Annotated in this window: 15 protein-coding genes and 3 pseudogenes; 12 read left to right on the top strand and 6 right to left on the bottom strand. The window is 59.2% G+C overall.

The window, feature by feature from the left end:
• Positions 1 to 90 precede the first annotated feature (90 nt).
• Positions 91 to 1,204 (bottom strand): annotated as a pseudogene (locus GOB90_RS15855) (IS3 family transposase).
• Positions 1,205 to 1,257: 53 nt separating this feature from the next.
• Here GOB90_RS15855 and GOB90_RS15850 point away from each other — a divergent pair.
• Both GOB90_RS15850 and GOB90_RS15845 read left to right on the top strand, forming a co-directional pair.
• Entirely contained in the window at positions 1,258 to 1,563 is a 306-nt protein-coding gene (locus GOB90_RS15850; protein WP_146891541.1) for a YceI family protein, read from the top strand.
• A 209-nt stretch (positions 1,564 to 1,772) separates the two neighbouring features.
• On the top strand, positions 1,773 to 1,991 hold the full coding sequence (locus GOB90_RS15845; protein WP_146891544.1) for a hypothetical protein: 219 nt from the start codon (positions 1,773 to 1,775) through the stop codon (positions 1,989 to 1,991).
• Between the two features lie 376 nt (positions 1,992 to 2,367).
• Here GOB90_RS15845 and GOB90_RS15840 read toward each other — a convergent pair whose 3' ends face one another.
• A complete protein-coding gene (locus tag GOB90_RS15840; protein ID WP_146891547.1) occupies positions 2,368 to 3,576 on the bottom strand; it encodes an MFS transporter in 1,209 nt (402 codons plus the stop codon).
• A 107-nt stretch (positions 3,577 to 3,683) separates the two neighbouring features.
• Between GOB90_RS15840 and GOB90_RS15835 the strand changes: the two genes are divergently transcribed.
• From GOB90_RS15835 to GOB90_RS15815, 5 genes are all read left to right on the top strand, one after another.
• Positions 3,684 to 4,322, top strand: coding sequence for a TetR/AcrR family transcriptional regulator (locus GOB90_RS15835; RefSeq protein ID WP_146891550.1), 639 nt, complete (start codon positions 3,684 to 3,686; stop codon positions 4,320 to 4,322).
• Between the two features lie 157 nt (positions 4,323 to 4,479).
• A complete protein-coding gene (locus tag GOB90_RS15830) occupies positions 4,480 to 5,241 on the top strand; it encodes an SDR family NAD(P)-dependent oxidoreductase (RefSeq protein WP_146891553.1) in 762 nt (253 codons plus the stop codon).
• A gap of 31 nt (positions 5,242 to 5,272) precedes the next feature.
• Complete coding sequence (locus GOB90_RS15825; protein ID WP_146891556.1) at positions 5,273 to 5,725, top strand: SRPBCC family protein; 453 nt, start codon at positions 5,273 to 5,275, stop codon at positions 5,723 to 5,725.
• Positions 5,722 to 6,435, top strand: coding sequence for an SDR family oxidoreductase (bdcA, locus tag GOB90_RS15820; protein ID WP_146891559.1), 714 nt, complete (start codon positions 5,722 to 5,724; stop codon positions 6,433 to 6,435). Before GOB90_RS15825 ends, bdcA begins: the two co-directional genes overlap by 4 nt.
• A 48-nt stretch (positions 6,436 to 6,483) precedes the next feature.
• On the top strand, positions 6,484 to 7,374 hold the full coding sequence (locus GOB90_RS15815) for an aldo/keto reductase (protein WP_146891562.1): 891 nt from the start codon (positions 6,484 to 6,486) through the stop codon (positions 7,372 to 7,374).
• Between the two features lie 81 nt (positions 7,375 to 7,455).
• Here GOB90_RS15815 and GOB90_RS15810 read toward each other — a convergent pair whose 3' ends face one another.
• Positions 7,456 to 7,920, bottom strand: coding sequence for a nuclear transport factor 2 family protein (locus tag GOB90_RS15810; protein WP_146891565.1), 465 nt, complete (start codon positions 7,918 to 7,920; stop codon positions 7,456 to 7,458).
• 108 nt (positions 7,921 to 8,028) lie between these two features.
• Here GOB90_RS15810 and GOB90_RS15805 point away from each other — a divergent pair, with 108 nt between their 5' ends.
• Positions 8,029 to 8,982: a GlxA family transcriptional regulator gene (locus GOB90_RS15805; protein WP_146891568.1), complete on the top strand. Its 954-nt coding sequence runs from the start codon at positions 8,029 to 8,031 to the stop codon at positions 8,980 to 8,982.
• Positions 8,983 to 9,204: 222 nt separating this feature from the next.
• On the opposite strand, the gene GOB90_RS15800 is transcribed toward GOB90_RS15805, so the two are convergent.
• Positions 9,205 to 9,672 (bottom strand): SRPBCC family protein, encoded by a 468-nt coding sequence (locus GOB90_RS15800; protein ID WP_146891571.1) that lies wholly within the window; start codon positions 9,670 to 9,672, stop codon positions 9,205 to 9,207.
• A 74-nt stretch (positions 9,673 to 9,746) separates the two neighbouring features.
• On the opposite strand from GOB90_RS15800, the pseudogene GOB90_RS19840 reads away from it, so the two are divergent.
• The 3 genes and pseudogenes from GOB90_RS19840 to GOB90_RS15790 all read left to right on the top strand — a co-directional run.
• A pseudogene (locus GOB90_RS19840) lies at positions 9,747 to 10,118 on the top strand (SDR family NAD(P)-dependent oxidoreductase); the annotation flags it as partial.
• A gap of 133 nt (positions 10,119 to 10,251) precedes the next feature.
• Positions 10,252 to 10,575, top strand: coding sequence for a Rossmann-fold NAD(P)-binding domain-containing protein (locus tag GOB90_RS19330; RefSeq protein WP_242012100.1), 324 nt, complete (start codon positions 10,252 to 10,254; stop codon positions 10,573 to 10,575).
• Between the two features lie 135 nt (positions 10,576 to 10,710).
• Positions 10,711 to 11,280 carry a TetR/AcrR family transcriptional regulator gene (locus tag GOB90_RS15790; protein WP_146891577.1) on the top strand — a complete coding sequence of 190 codons (570 nt, stop codon included), beginning with the start codon at positions 10,711 to 10,713 and terminating at the stop codon, positions 11,278 to 11,280.
• Positions 11,281 to 11,461: 181 nt separating this feature from the next.
• Here the strand turns inward: GOB90_RS15790 and GOB90_RS15785 are convergent, their stop codons facing one another.
• Positions 11,462 to 12,385 carry a LysR family transcriptional regulator gene (locus GOB90_RS15785; protein ID WP_146891580.1) on the bottom strand — a complete coding sequence of 308 codons (924 nt, stop codon included), beginning with the start codon at positions 12,383 to 12,385 and terminating at the stop codon, positions 11,462 to 11,464.
• A gap of 119 nt (positions 12,386 to 12,504) precedes the next feature.
• Between GOB90_RS15785 and GOB90_RS15780 the strand changes: the two are divergent.
• Positions 12,505 to 13,515 (top strand): annotated as a pseudogene (locus GOB90_RS15780) (amidohydrolase family protein).
• Between the two features lie 185 nt (positions 13,516 to 13,700).
• On the opposite strand, the gene GOB90_RS15775 reads toward GOB90_RS15780, so the two are convergent.
• A complete protein-coding gene (locus GOB90_RS15775) occupies positions 13,701 to 14,006 on the bottom strand; it encodes a type II toxin-antitoxin system RelE/ParE family toxin (RefSeq protein WP_146891585.1) in 306 nt (101 codons plus the stop codon).
• Positions 14,007 to 14,127 lie beyond the last annotated feature (121 nt).

The raw sequence follows: 14,127 nt of genomic DNA, 5'->3' as shown, positions 1-14,127 counted from the left end.
GCACGGGCACGCTCGAACTGCTCGCGGGCCATCTGCCACCTGACGTGCTCCCCGAATTTGGGCCAGCGCGAGCTGGAATCTCCCGGGGTGTCAAGGCTCAGCCGGCGGGTATGCCGCGGAGCCGTTCAGCAGCGATATCGGCGGCTTGTTGCCGATGGCGCTGTGCGGCCGGACCTCGTTGTAGTCCTGACGCCAAGCCTCTATTTTTGCCCGGGCGTCGTCAAGGCTCATGAACCAGTGCGCGTTCAGACACTCGGCCCGGAATTTGCCGTTGAAGGACTCGATAAAGCTGTTGTCGGTCGGCTTGCCTGGGCGGGGAAAGTCGAGCACGACCCCCTTCTGATACGCCCATAGATCCAGATCCCGACTGACAAACTCCGAGCCCTGGTCGACCCGGATGCTCCTGGGATAACCCATCTGCCCGCAGATCCGCTCCAAGGTCTGGACGACATCCTCGCTGCGATAACTGAACCGTAGATCAGTGGCCGGCGAGAAACGGGAGAAGGTGTCGATCATGGTCAGGATCCTGATCTTGCGGCCCGTCGCAAGCTGGTCGTGAACAAAATCCATTGCCCAGGTGTCGTTGGTGTGCGCCGCCGGACGACGGTCCTCGCGCAACTTCGCCTTGACCCGGCGTCTGGGCACCTTAGTTGCGCAGTTGCATGCCCAACTCCTTGTAAAGACGATAGATCCGCTTCGGGTTTACGGCCCAGCCATCCCGCTGCAACAGGATATGAACGCGGCGGTAGCCATAGCGCACACGGGATTCGCAGATCTCCCGGATCCGCTGTGTCAGTTCGGCCTGCGTGCCGCGCTTCGACTTGTAGACATAGAGGGAACGATCGATCTGCAGCACCACACAAGCGCGCGTGTCGAGATCTTCCACTCCCCCTGAAGCTTGCCCACGAGTTCGCGTTTGCGCGCAGGCCTCAGAGCTTTTTTGACAGCACGTCCTGCAGCATCGCCTTGTCGAGCGACAGGTCCGCCACAATCCGTTTCAGCTTCCCGTTCTCGTCTTCGGGCTGAGGCAGCCGTTTCATTTCGGATGGCATCAGGCCCGCATATTTCTTCCGCCAGTTCCAGTTGTAGAACGTCGCATCTGAAATGCCTGCCTTCCGGCAGACCTCGGCGACAGGTGTCCCCCCCCTTCCGCCTGCTTCAAAACAAACGCAATCTGCGCCTCGGCGAACTTCGATGCCTTCATGAAACTCTCCTCATCCCGGGTACGGGATCATAAGTGGAAAATTCCAAATCAAAATGGCCGGGTTTCCGGGGAGCAGGTCAGCCATTTCTTTCGATCCGGTTCACCCCGAGACATTCTGGATCAGGGTAACAGTGGATCTGTCCAGTGCCGCCACCGGGGACCGACAGCGCGATACAGCGCTTCCCGGACGGGACTGGTTCGACATTGCCCGGTTTCCCGAGGCGACCTTTTCGGCAACTTCGGTTCGCAAAACGGGCGTAAACACCTATGAGGCCATCGGAACGTTGTCTCTGCGTGGTATTATCCGATCAGTAATACTCCCGTTCACGTTCGATAGAAACGGCACGACGGCGCCATGATACGGGACACGCCCAACTGATACGCTCGGCCTTTGGCATCGGTCAGGGATCATGGGCCACGGGTCAGTGGGTCGCGCTGGAAGTCGATGTTGATTTCGATGTTATCGCGACCGCATGCAGGTGGTCCGAATCCGGACATGACTGCGCTAAGATCTGCAGGCTTTGAATCGCAAGCCACTTCAAAGCGGCGGCCCGAGTGTGGACAGGTGATGCAGCACGCTACTCTGGGTGATTTCGTGGGAACGCCGCTGACGCAGATCATGACGGTGCAACAACAGGCGATGGGGCAGAGCGGGAGCGGCGGACAAGACTCGGCGGCAGCGTCGCTTCCGATACCGCCCGAGGATGAGGCGCGGATTATCGGGCAGATGCTGGAGCGCCATTACCGCCAGACGCTTGATGAACCGGTGCCAGAGCCGGGTATGTGACGCCGCGTCAGGCTGCCCGCACGACCGCCGGACGGGCCCAGAGATCAAGGGGATCGAAATACCACGGCTAGTGCGGGAAGCGGGCAGCGGGCAGGGCACCATGACTGCCTACGACTTCTGATGGATGGGGGTGAACTTCGGTATCGCCGATCTGAGGAAGTAGTCGGCTATCGGCTCATGTCGGTCATAAAGTGTCTATTCCTTTTTTCTTGAAAGCGAACATTCTCGGGTGGTCACAATTCAAGATCAGATAAGGTCCGGCCAACCATTCAGATTATGAGTAAAATCATCTGGTACAAACCGTCGTTAGCATAAATGCGTTCATCCTTGCCGAAACTGCGCGGTAACTCCACAAGTCCACAGCGAATTCTTAGGTCTAGCCCCCATGCCCGAGCCGGTGGCCAGGTCGAAATCCGTGGGATCGGGCTTTCCATGCAATCAGGAAGCCAATGGCAAGGAGGCCCAATACAGCCCAGGGGAATGACACGGCGCCCCATGTGTCGAGCAATGCGCCACCCAGAAGCCCTCCACCGGCTATGGCACTGTTCCAGGCGACGACATTCATCGACAGTGCGATATCCGCACCGTCTCCGGCCGCATCGGCGAGCGCCGTCTGGAGCAACGTCGCAGCTCCTCCGAATGTCAGTCCCCATATCGCGACACCGATTATGATCACCGTGGGGGACGCTGATCCGATTGTGAAAACACCAGCAACGGCCGCGAATACGGCGAGACTGACCAAAATGGAGAAACGCAGGGCGTGATCGACCGTGCGGCTGGTCAGCCAGATGCCGGCAAGTGCAGCGACGCCAAAGAGCAGCAGAACACCATCCGCTTCGCCCGCCAATCCTGCGGGCGTCACGAACGGCACAATATAAGTGTAGAGAATATTGTGGGCGAGCATCCAGGCGATCACGACGCCCAGAACAGACCGCACGCCGGGCGTTCCCAGCACATGCCGGAACGGCAGACGCTCGTGATGTGCGGCGCCCGGAAAATCTGGCATCTTGACCAGAACCCAGACGATCAGCAGCAGGGTCAAGGCTGACATGATCCAGAAGGCCAGTCGCCAGCCGACAGCAGCTCCCAGCCATGTACCGGCGGGAACCCCCAGCGAGAGCGCGATTGGCGTGCCCACCATGGCGATTGCCAAGGCGCGTCCCTGTTGGGTGCGCGTCACCATCCGACGCGCATATCCGGCCAGCAACGCCCAGGCCAGACCTGCCGCAGCACCAGCACCGTAACGGGCAATAAGGGCCGGTCCGTAATGTGTGGAAAGCGCGGTGATGGAATTGAACACCACGAAGCCCACGATCGCGAGCAACAGAACCTTTCGCCGCCGCCATCGCTGCGTGGCGAGCGTCAGAGGGATAGCGGCGCTTAGGGAGCCGAGGGCGTAAGCCGTGACTATCTGTCCTGCCAATGCAGGGGAAATATGCAAGCCGGTCCCGATCTGGGGCAGCAGACCGGCCGGGAGAGTTTCGGTCATGATGCAGATAAAGCCGGTCATCGCCAGCGCCAGGAGACCGGCAACGGGCAGTTCGTCACCGGGGTTCTGTCTGGGTGATGTCGTCTTCGGGGTCATATGGCCCTCATATATAGATCGATTGATACACATATATGAGGGCAGCAAAATCTTGGCAATCACTTCTGGATCATTTAATATGGAAGTCTTTCGGAAGGGGCAACAGCATGGCGCGGACAGGACGTCCTCGTGAGTTTGACAGGGACAAAGCGATTGACGCCGCCACGGCGCTTTTCTGGGCGCAGGGATATGAACCGACGTCCCTGACTCAACTCAAAGCCTGCATGGGCAACATTTCGCCCGCAAGTTTCTACGCCGCGTTCAACTCTAAGGAAGCCCTGTTCCGTGAAGTCGTGCAGCACTATCTGGCAACGTATGGGCAGGTCATGGCTCCTTTGTGGGATGAGAGCCTGTCACCGCGCGATGCCATCGAACGGACATTATGCGGGTCAGCGGGCATGCAGGCAGCCCGAACGCACCCGGCCGGCTGCCTTGTCGTGTGTGGCGCCAGCAACTGTTCCCCGGAAAACGAACCTGTTCAGGCTCTCCTTGCCGTAGAACGACAACGCACTCGGGCAGGCATCAGAGCCTGCGTGGAACGCGCCATTGCCAATGGCGAACTGCGGAATTGCGCAGCAACAGATGTGCTGCCCGATATTCTCACGACATTTTTCCACGGCATGACATGCGAGGCCAGGGACGGGATGACGTCAAAAAATCTGGACGCGGCAATCACATCTCTCCTGATGTTGTGGGATGCCAACGCGGCGCTACCTGAAACAGGAAAGCGCCCAGAAAGACGCTGACGTACCGAAGGCAGTTGGAGCCCGGACTCGGGTAATGCTTTTCCGTATCACCCATTCCATAATTCCTTGACCATGCTTTATGCGCATATTATGGACTGGTCGATACGGAAATTAAGTTCCGGAACATATCGCCGTATCTCGGCCAAGGAATCCGGTTATGAGCAAACACGACATCGCATTCGTCACAGGCGCCAATCGCGGCATTGGATACAGTGTTGCGAAGAACCTGATTGCCTCGGGCATCAACGTGATCGGGACCTATCATTCCAACGAAGACGAGGCGAAAGCTGCCGAAGCAGCGCTTGGCGGAGAAACCGCAAAACTGCGCATGCTGCGGCTGGATATTGCGGACCATAAATCGTTCGCGGATTTTACCCAGCAGGTCAAAGCACTTCTCGAAAGTGAATTCGGGCAACAGAAACTGAATTATGTTGTCCAGAACGCTGGCAATATCATTCATACCCGCTTCGATGCAGCGACATCCGAACAGCTCGACAATCAGTACAATGTCCACTTCAAAGGCCCCTGCCTGCTGACGGTGGCGCTCCTTCCCCTGATCAGTGACGGTGGCCGTATTCTCAACATTACCTCCGCCGCAACGCGTTTTTACCTGACGGATCATGGTCCCTACTCGGCCATGAAAGCGGCGACTGAAGTCATTTCGCTCTATATGGCAAAGGAACTGAGCGCGCGGGGCATTACCGTCAATGCGGTCGCCCCTGGAGCAGTGGCGTCGGATTTTGGCGGTGGTCTGGTCCGTGACGATGCCGGGATCAACAAGAGTCTGGCGGACATCACGCCCCTCGGGCGCGTCGGCCAACCCGACGACATCGGGGCTGCGGTGCGTGCCCTCCTGTCTGACGACATGCGCTGGGTGAATGGCCAGCGCATTGAAGTGACCGGCGGACAGTCACTGTGATGGCTCAACAGCCACAACCGGGAGAGTCCCTGTGATCCACGTTATGGCCAGCAGCGTCATCAATGCGCCCGTTTCATCCGTCTGGAGACTGATCCGTGATTTCGGTGCCCTTGGAAACTGGTTGCCGGGGGTGAAACACTGCGCAATCGAAGGCCACGATTCTGGCGACCGCGTCGGCGCGATCCGTCGTCTCGAGATGGGCGATGTCGGCGTTATCCGTGAACAGCTTCTGGCGCTATCTGATGTGGATCATGCTGTGACGTTCTCGATTATTGAGGCGGCTTTGCCGATCCGGAACTACTGCTCGACGATCAGTCTTCTGCCCATAACGGATGGTGACCGAACGTTTATCCAGTGGCGCGGGCAGTTTGAAGCGCCTGCCGAACACGCGGCCGACATGGAAACCAGAATGCCGACACACATCTATCAGCCAGCCTTCGACAGACTTGCCGGGATCTTGGCATCGGCGGGAACCCGGCCATGAGCAGTTTCTCTGGCAAATCCGTTCTCGTGCTTGGTGGCAGCCGCGGAATTGGTGCCGCCATCGTGCGTCGCTTTGCATCGGATGGCGCGAAAGTCGCTTTCACGTATTTTTCCTCCCCTGACGACGCCCAGGCATTGGCTACCGAGACCGGAAGCGAGGCCCTGCGCGCCGATAGCGGCGACCGCGACTTTCTCATCGCGCTGATCGACTCACTGGGGCCTCTCGACGTGCTGGTTGTCAATTCCGGAATTCTTGGCGCAGGCGACCCGCTGGAAATACCCCCGGACGACATCGACCGGCTTTTCCGCATCAATATCCACGCGCCCTACCATTCGGCGGTTGCTGCCGCACGCCATATGCCCGACGGAGGCCGAATCGTTTTCATCGGCTCAGCCAATGCCGACCGTATGCCGATGAGCGGACTTGCTGCGTACAGTGCCAGCAAATCGGCATTGAAAGGCATGGTCAAGGGGCTGGCGCGTGATTTCGGCGCGCGGGGCATCACCGTCAATGTCGTTCAGCCCGGCCCCACTGATACCGACATGAATCCTGCCGATGGCCCGCTGAAGGACGTCATGCACAGCTTCATGGCGATCAAACGCCATACCACGAGCGCAGAGGTCGCCGGACTGGTAGCGTATCTTGCCGGGCCAGAGGCTGGCATCATCACCGGCGCCGCATACAACATCGATGGCGGCTTCACTGCGTGACGGAATGACTGATCACCAGCCACCCGCAGGAAAACAGGAGTGAGGACCATGACCCATTCACCCTCCAACGCCGCGAACTCCGGCACCTTCACGATTGGCGGCGATCTCAGCGTCAATCGGCTTGGCTTCGGTGCGATGCGCATCACCGGCCCGGGCATATGGGGGCCGCCTGCCGATCACGACGAGGCTATCCGCACGCTGAAGCGCCTTCCCGAACTCGGCGTCAATTTCATCGACACGGCGGATTCCTACGGACCGGATGTCTCGGAATGGCTGATCAGGGAGGCGCTGCACCCCCGCCCCAAGGGGTTCGTGATCGCCACGAAAAGCGGCCTGACCCGTTCGGGGCCGGACATCTGGAAGCCGGTCGGGCGACCGGAATACCTGCTCCAGCAGGTGCATAAGAGCCTGCGCAATCTCGGCGTCGAACAGATCGATCTGTGGCAGTTGCACCGGATTGATCCCAGGGTCCCGGCGGACGAGCAGTTCGATGCGGTCAGATCCTTTATCGATCAGAAATTGATCCGTCATGCCGGATTGAGTGAGGTCTCCGTTGAAAACATCAAGGCGGCATCGAAGTTCTTTGACGTGGCGACCGTTCAGAACCGCTATAACCTCGTCGATCGCACCAGCGAGGCCGTGCTCGATTATTGCACGGCCCGGAACATCGGGTTCATCCCCTGGTTTCCGCTTGCCGCCGGCGACCTCGCCAGACCGGGTTCGATCCTGGACACCATGGCAGGGAAATACGGCGCGCAGCCGAGCCAGATCGCCCTGGCCTGGATCCTGAAGCGAAGCCCGGTAATGTTACCGATCCCGGGCACCTCCAAAGTCGCCCATCTGGAGCAGAATGTCGCCGCTGCCGACATCACGCTATCCGACGAAGACTTCGCGGCATTGGACGCGGAAGGGCGCAAGGCATTCCGCGCGGCGTCGTAATGGAGGGCTTCAGGGCAGCCCTCATGTCAGTCATCTCCCGCGCTATGGTATTTTCCTGAAAATCAGTCTTGGTACAATGGATCATAATCCCAGTCCGGAGAGGCCCGGATGACCCTCCGGGCGACGACCCGCAGGCCAGTGAAAAAGGCGGTCAGTGGCAGAAATGGGTTGATCGTTGATCGATGCCAGACGGGAACGCATCAACCCTTCCTCATCAAACTCCCAGTTCTCATTTCCATGAGACCTGAACCACTGCCCGGTCCGGTCCTGCCATTCATAGACAAAACGGACAGCAATACGGTTGTCCCGAAAAGCCCAGAGCTCCTTGATGAGCCGGTAATCCTGCTCGCGTTCCCATTTCCGCGTGAGGAAGGCGACGATTTCCTTTCGTCCATTGATGAATTCCAGGCGATTGCGCCACTGGCTGTCAGGGGTATAGGCCTGCGCTACCTTTTCGGGATCCTGGCTGTTCCATGCGTCTTCGGCGAGACGGACTTTTTGAACAGCAGTGTCGATATTGAAGGGAGGAAGGGGTGGTCGGGACATTGGAAATTCCGCCTCTGGTTGGGGAACGGATCACTGACTGATCCTGTGTCTGTCAGTGTTTCCCGTAAGAGCGTTTGACGAAAGGACAATCATCCCTCATTTCAGGACATGCCCAGACGGATCGGTATTCTTCTCTATCCTGACTTTCAGTTACTCGACGCAGCTGGCGTAACGGCAGCCTTCGAGATCGCCGACGCGTTTGGGGACGGAGCGTATGACACGACACCTTTGTCCCGGAACGGCGGTTTGATCCGGTCGTCTTCCGGGATGGCGCTTGAGACTTTCCCTCTCGCGAAGGAGGGGTCTTTTGACACGCTTGTCGTCGTCGGGGGCGAAGGTCACAAAGCGGCGATGGCCTGCCCGGAGTTGCAGGCTTTCCTACGATATCAAGCGGGTGCGGCACGGCGGATATGCAGCGTGTGTACAGGGGCTTTTCTGCTGGCTGCTGCTGGCTTGCTCGATGGACGCCGCGTGACGACGCACTGGCAACAAGCCGGCGCCCTGAAAGCACGATTTCCGGAACTCAGGGTCTCGTCAGACGCCATTCATATCCATGATGGCTCGATCTGGACGTCTGCGGGTATCAGCGCGGGCATCGACATGGCTCTGGCGCTAGTCACCGAAGATCTCGGTGCAGATATCGGGCGCCGCACGGCGCAGCAGATGGTGGTCTTCTATCACCGTCCCGGAGGCCAATCCCAGTTCTCGGCTCTCCTGGAGATGGGGAGCACTCAGGAACGCTTTGCCGATCTTCTGGGATGGATCCGTTCCAATCTGAAACAGCGCCTGACCGTAGATATTCTCGCCAGCCAGGTCGGCATGAGCCCCCGAAACTTTTCACGCAGTTTCCGGACGTCCGTAGGAATGAGTCCCGCCAGAGCGGTAGAACGACTGCGTCTGGAGGCAGCACGGGAGCGTGCCGAAAGATCGACGCTCCCCATCGAAACCATTGCTGTCATGACCGGCTTTCACGATCCCGAGCGGATGCGGCGTGCCTTCCTGCGTGAGTTTCACCAGCCGCCTCAAGCTGTCCGGCGAAATGCCAATGGTAGTCCGAACTGAAAAACCACTAGGGGCGTGCTTAGCCTTTAAGCGCCCGCTTCTGGCGAAGTTATGTGGCGAATATTGCGAGGGTCGTCGATGATTTGCCCGGTTCCAGCCAAGTTTGTTCGGCATAAAACGGGTCTTCGTGGTTTCCGAAATGCCCGAACACGTGAGCGACGAATCTCTTTTATGATTTTGAAAAAACCCAACCGCAAATCTTGAAAGCAGAAGTGGGTGTCTTCACCTAGCCAGCCGTTCAGCTTCTACTTTCACTGCCAAAAGCCACCATTCAAGGTGTCGGCCGAGACTGGCGTTTCCATAAAGGAACCCGATCAGTGGGCCATCGGATGACTCATTGAACGTGACTTCGGTCTTTCCCTTCGCCAGGTTCCTTATGTCCCAGCGCGTGATGCCCGTGTATCCCGCCATGGTCCCGTAGAGCATTACGAGCTTGCCGGGCTCAATTATGGCTATTCGTAACCGGTGCTTGAAAAAGCCGCCATATGTCAGCGCCGTTCCGCTGGCGAATTTCCCATCGAGACGTGCGCCTTTCAGGTAGCCGTACCATCGGGGCCATTTGGACACATCGGTCAGCAACCGCCAGACGACATCAACTGATACGCCGATGATGATCGAGCGCGATGCCTCCACCGCCGCATTCGGGATCATCTGTTTCGCTTCCGCCCGGCGCCTGAGTTCCGTCATCATATCAATATCTCCACACCCTTGTTGACAGCGTCAACCTAGAACCTAAGTTGACATTGTCAACAAGGGTGTAAATCATGGGAACTGTGCTGATCACCGGGGGTCACAAGGGCATCGGCCTGGAGGCTGCCACCAAAATTCTCGAACAGGGTGGGTTCGACCTCATCCTGCCAGGTCGTAACCAGACGGAAGTCAATGCCGTCGCGCGTGACCTTGGGACGCGGTACCGCGCACGGATCAGAACCGTCGCTATCGATGTGGCTTCGCTGGCCTCCGTACGTGCCGGGGCTGCAGCGGTCCAGGCCATGATGGTTCGCGAAGGCGCCGTCGCACCGTTGCAGGTGCTCCTGCTCAATGCAGGGGCGCAGTTCATGGGGCAACCCCAATATACGGCTGAGGGGTTCGAGAAGACCTTCGCGACCAACTGCCTGGGTCACTTCCTGCTGCTCAACCTGCTCCTGGGCGATGTGGACGATCACGGCCGTATTGTTTTCACCGCCAGTGGCACGCACGATCCGGAGACGATGAACGGCAAGATGGTCGGCAAGGCGGCGGAGCCCGATGCTGTGCGGCTCGCCACCGATGGTCAGCACGGCAAGCCACTTCCCCTGGGGGGTCCGCTATTCCACCTCCAAGCTCTGCACCATCCTCTACGCTTACGAACTCGCGCGGCGTCTGCGAGAACAGGGATCCTCGATCCAGTCGATCGCGTTCGATCCGGGCCTTATCGTGGAGACGGGCCTGAGCCGCTCGGCCCCCGTGATGGCGCAGCGGTTCATGCGGACGGCCTTCGCCAAATGGCTGTTCAGGACGCTTGGCGTCACCATGGGCAACATCCCCTTCTCCGGCGACGCGCTTGCCCGCGTGGCGGTTGACCCGGCGTTCGCGAATGCATCTGGCAAGTAACTTCAGTCGACTAGTGGCCGATTGATCGAAACACGCTCTTCCGCCATATCGTACGACGTGGATCGCGCACACAAGCTGTGGGAGGACTCAGCCCGGCTCGTCGGGCCGGAAGCGCATCAGGCACAGTGAGGTTGAGTGAGCACGCGGGAAAAACTGGTTACGGAAGCGGCGCTTCTCCTGGACGACGGAGGTGACGCGGCTGTCACCCTGCGTGCGGTCGCGCAGGCAGTTGGCGTCTCGCACAATGCGCCCTATCGTCACTTCAAGGATCGAAGCGCTTTGCTGGCTGCGATCGCTGAACGCGACTTCAGGATGCTGGCTGCAGTGTTTGATCAGGCACGCGCCGGAGATACCCCCCCTATTGAGCGACTGAAAGTGGCGCTGGACACCTTCATCCGCTACGGTCGCGACTATCCCGCGCGCTACCACCTGCTGTTCAGCGATCCGGATGTCGGCACAACTGGAGGAACGCTTGAGGCAGCAGCACTGGAAGCGTTCATGGCGTTTTCGAGCCTCGTCGAGGATGCCCAGGGCACACAGGCTTTGCCTGCAATCGCCACGCGCGAACTCGCCGGGTTAATCTATGCCACGGCGCACGGTCTGATCAGCTTGCAGGCCGGTGGGCGCATGCGCGAGAAGAAAGGGCTGAGCACGGCTGAACAGAGCATGGCGCTGCTCCTGACACTCCTGCAGAACGTGCGATAGAGCGGATAGCATCACTACAGAATTGTCTCAGGCTGAATATACGGGAATCTCATCCTCATCGATTAACGTGCGACCAACAGATCTTAGCCGACACCGAACGACCCCACGGGCGCTTAGGTGTTTGGTCGCCCTCATCCCGGACATTTGAAGCCGTAAAGCGCTTTTCCGAAAACGGACGTCGTCAGCGAGCGAGAACTTTCCGACAAACCGCCTGCACCCTGTCGCGAAGCCAGCGGTGGGCAGGATCAGCGTTCTGCCTAGGATGCCACATGGCGGAAATGGCGATTTCAGGTGTCTTCACGGGGAGCTGGAATGGTCTCAGGCGCGATATCCCTGCGGACTCATCGGAAAGGTTCGCGAGACACGATCGCGGCACATGCGTCACCAGATCCGATTGGCGCACGATCTCGAGCGCATCCGGAAATCCGGGCACGACGACCGACACGGCGCGCTGGTACCCCAGTTGCTCCAGCGCGTCATCAACCGGTCCCCGGAACGTCCCTCGTCGCGAGGTCACGACATGGTGGCACGCGGCGTAGCGCGCCACACTGATATTCCCATCCATGAAAAGGGAATGGTCGATGCGCGCCACACCGATGAACGCGTCCCGGAACAGGAGCCGGCTTCGGATTTCCGGCGCGGACGCGCCCCGAACGCCTATTTCCAGATCGATCCGTCCTTCTCGCAGTGGCAACGCATCCTTGTCCGGCTTGGGCGCAAACCGCAGACGAATCCATGGTGCTTCTTTCATGATGGCAGTCACCAGAGGTGCTGCGACAACATTCAGAAAGCCTTCATTGGCACGAAGGACGAATGTCCGATCCAGCGCTTTCAAATCCACTTCCCGATGCTGCGGACGCAGGACGGCCTGCGCGTCGCGGGTCAGGGCATGCACGCGATCGCGAATGTCCGTCGCATAGGGCGTGGGCACGAGATGCCGGCCCGCGCGCACCAGCAACGGATCGCCGGTGGCCGAGCGGAGGCGCGTCAGCGTGCGACTCATGGCGGATGGGCTGAGCCCGAGCCGACGGGCCGCGCCGGTGACGCTGGCCTCGTCGAGCAGCACATCCAGCGCGATCAGAAGATTAAGATCCACGTTCTCCATGCGACGAGCCTATCAACGATGACCGGCGACAGATAGCGTCCCATGCAATGACACATTGATCCGGATGCGTCTGGCGCCTGCTCCTGCTCCGCACCTATTTTCGACGTCGTGAAACAGGCATGTCCCTTTGTGACAGGAAGCTTGCGGAAAGGAACCATTCCATGAAACTGATCGGCATCGAAGAGCATTTCCTGACGCCCGAGGTGAAGGACGTCTGGTCCGCCATCGGCCTTGAATCCGCTGATCCGAGCGTGGCGTTTCACGGCGGCCCGCTTGAAAAGCGGTTGACCGATCTCGCCGAAGATCGGCTCACGCTCATGGACGAGACCGGGCTGGACGTGCAGGTGCTGTCGCTCACCGCGCCGTCACTGCACGATCTCGGGCCCAACAGCGTCGATCTGGCGCGCCGCGCGAACGATGCCGTAGCGGAGGCGGTCGCCCGCCATCCGGATCGCTTTCAGGTGCTGGCGACGCTGCCCGATGAAGCCGCCCTGGAACTCGAACGCTGCGTCAGGACGCTCGGCTTCAAGGGAACGATGCTGTGTGGGCGCGTGGGCCATCGCAACTTGGACCATGCCGACCTGCTTCCGATCTTCCAGAGTGCGGCGGCGCTGAAGGTGCCCGTCCTGCTTCATCCGAGAGCGCCGGAGAAGGCCGTCCGGGATGCCTACTATTCCGGTTTCAGCCCGCAGGTGGACGCCGTCTTTTCGTGCTTTGGTCTTGGCTGACATTATGACGCCGGCATCCAGTTTCTGCGGCTCGTCTTAGCAGGCCATTTCGATCGCTTCCCTAACCTGCAAATCATTCTGGGTCACTGGGGCGAACTGGTCCTGTTCTATGCCGAGCGTATCGCCAACATGGATCGCGCGTCCGGGCTAGAGCACTCCATGATGACCTATTTTCGGCGCAATCTGTATGTCACGGCGAGCGGCATGTTCCTGCCGCATTATCTGGAACAGGCGGCACGTATCGTCGGACATGGCCGGTTGCTGTTCTCCACCGATTATCCGTATCAGTACCGTCCCGGCGGCGACGCGCGACGTTTTCTCGAACACTGCGGTCTGGACGAGACCGCCATGCAGGCATTTGCGTATGGAAACTGGGAGCAGTTGACAGAAAGTCTGTCTTAGCCGGCATAAATGGTTCTAGTTCGTAACGTTTTTCACTCCACGATGGTATCAACGGCGTGGCTGACGCAAAAGGCCGTTGCGGACAGTCGGCTTCCCGAAGGGACGTTCCCGAAAGCAGCAGGACCTCTCCCCCTGTCTAGCTGCCGTAGAAGTTCAGTTGGGAGAGCAAAAAGGTGGAGGAACGATCACAGCCTCTCGGCGAGAGGCGCCATAAGGTCCATACCTTCATGGAAAATGGCGATGATAAGAGCAGATGCATTGGGGCGCGGCAGACAGAACACAAAATGATGCTCACATCGCACCATCCGTAGATCCGGTGCGATACTCTCCATCGGGCGGTAGGTGCCGAGACCTCGTGCGACACCGACGAGTGTATGCTCGAGAGTGTCTATATAGCGGCGAAGCTGCTCGTCTCCCCACTGCGACCGGGTGTAACGGATAATCCCCCGCAAATCGGCTTCGGCTGCGGACGTAAGGACATAATCCGTCACTGACGCGGATTGGACGTGTCACGGTTTAGTTCCGGACCTTTAAGACCGAAGCTGGTCATGAAGGAGACGTGGAATGGGACGAGTTTACAAGGCTGAGTATTGACACGAGGCGGTGCGTTTA

Source organism: Acetobacter oeni, from assembly GCF_011516825.1.
Classification (GTDB): Bacteria; Pseudomonadota; Alphaproteobacteria; order Acetobacterales; family Acetobacteraceae; genus Acetobacter; species Acetobacter oeni.
The sequence above is the reverse complement of the archived record's forward strand: the minus strand, read 5'-3'. Positions and strand labels throughout refer to the sequence as shown.

Bases quoted from the DNA above. Each gene is read 5' to 3' on its own strand.
- GOB90_RS15785 (WP_146891580.1), bottom strand. From the start codon at position 12,385: ATGGAGAACGTGGATCTTAATCTTCTGATCGCGCTGGATGTGCTGCTC.
- GOB90_RS15840 (WP_146891547.1), bottom strand. From the start codon at position 3,576: ATGACCCCGAAGACGACATCACCCAGACAGAACCCCGGTGACGAACTG.
- GOB90_RS19330 (WP_242012100.1), top strand. From the start codon at position 10,252: ATGGTCAGCACGGCAAGCCACTTCCCCTGGGGGGTCCGCTATTCCACC.
- bdcA (WP_146891559.1), top strand. From the start codon at position 5,722: ATGAGCAGTTTCTCTGGCAAATCCGTTCTCGTGCTTGGTGGCAGCCGC.
- GOB90_RS15800 (WP_146891571.1), bottom strand. From the start codon at position 9,672: ATGATGACGGAACTCAGGCGCCGGGCGGAAGCGAAACAGATGATCCCG.
- GOB90_RS15850 (WP_146891541.1), top strand. From the start codon at position 1,258: ATGGCCGGGTTTCCGGGGAGCAGGTCAGCCATTTCTTTCGATCCGGTT.
- GOB90_RS15815 (WP_146891562.1), top strand. From the start codon at position 6,484: ATGACCCATTCACCCTCCAACGCCGCGAACTCCGGCACCTTCACGATT.
- GOB90_RS15835 (WP_146891550.1), top strand. From the start codon at position 3,684: ATGGCGCGGACAGGACGTCCTCGTGAGTTTGACAGGGACAAAGCGATT.
- GOB90_RS15810 (WP_146891565.1), bottom strand. From the start codon at position 7,920: ATGTCCCGACCACCCCTTCCTCCCTTCAATATCGACACTGCTGTTCAA.
- GOB90_RS15845 (WP_146891544.1), top strand. From the start codon at position 1,773: ATGCAGCACGCTACTCTGGGTGATTTCGTGGGAACGCCGCTGACGCAG.
- GOB90_RS15805 (WP_146891568.1), top strand. From the start codon at position 8,029: ATGCCCAGACGGATCGGTATTCTTCTCTATCCTGACTTTCAGTTACTC.
- GOB90_RS15830 (WP_146891553.1), top strand. From the start codon at position 4,480: ATGAGCAAACACGACATCGCATTCGTCACAGGCGCCAATCGCGGCATT.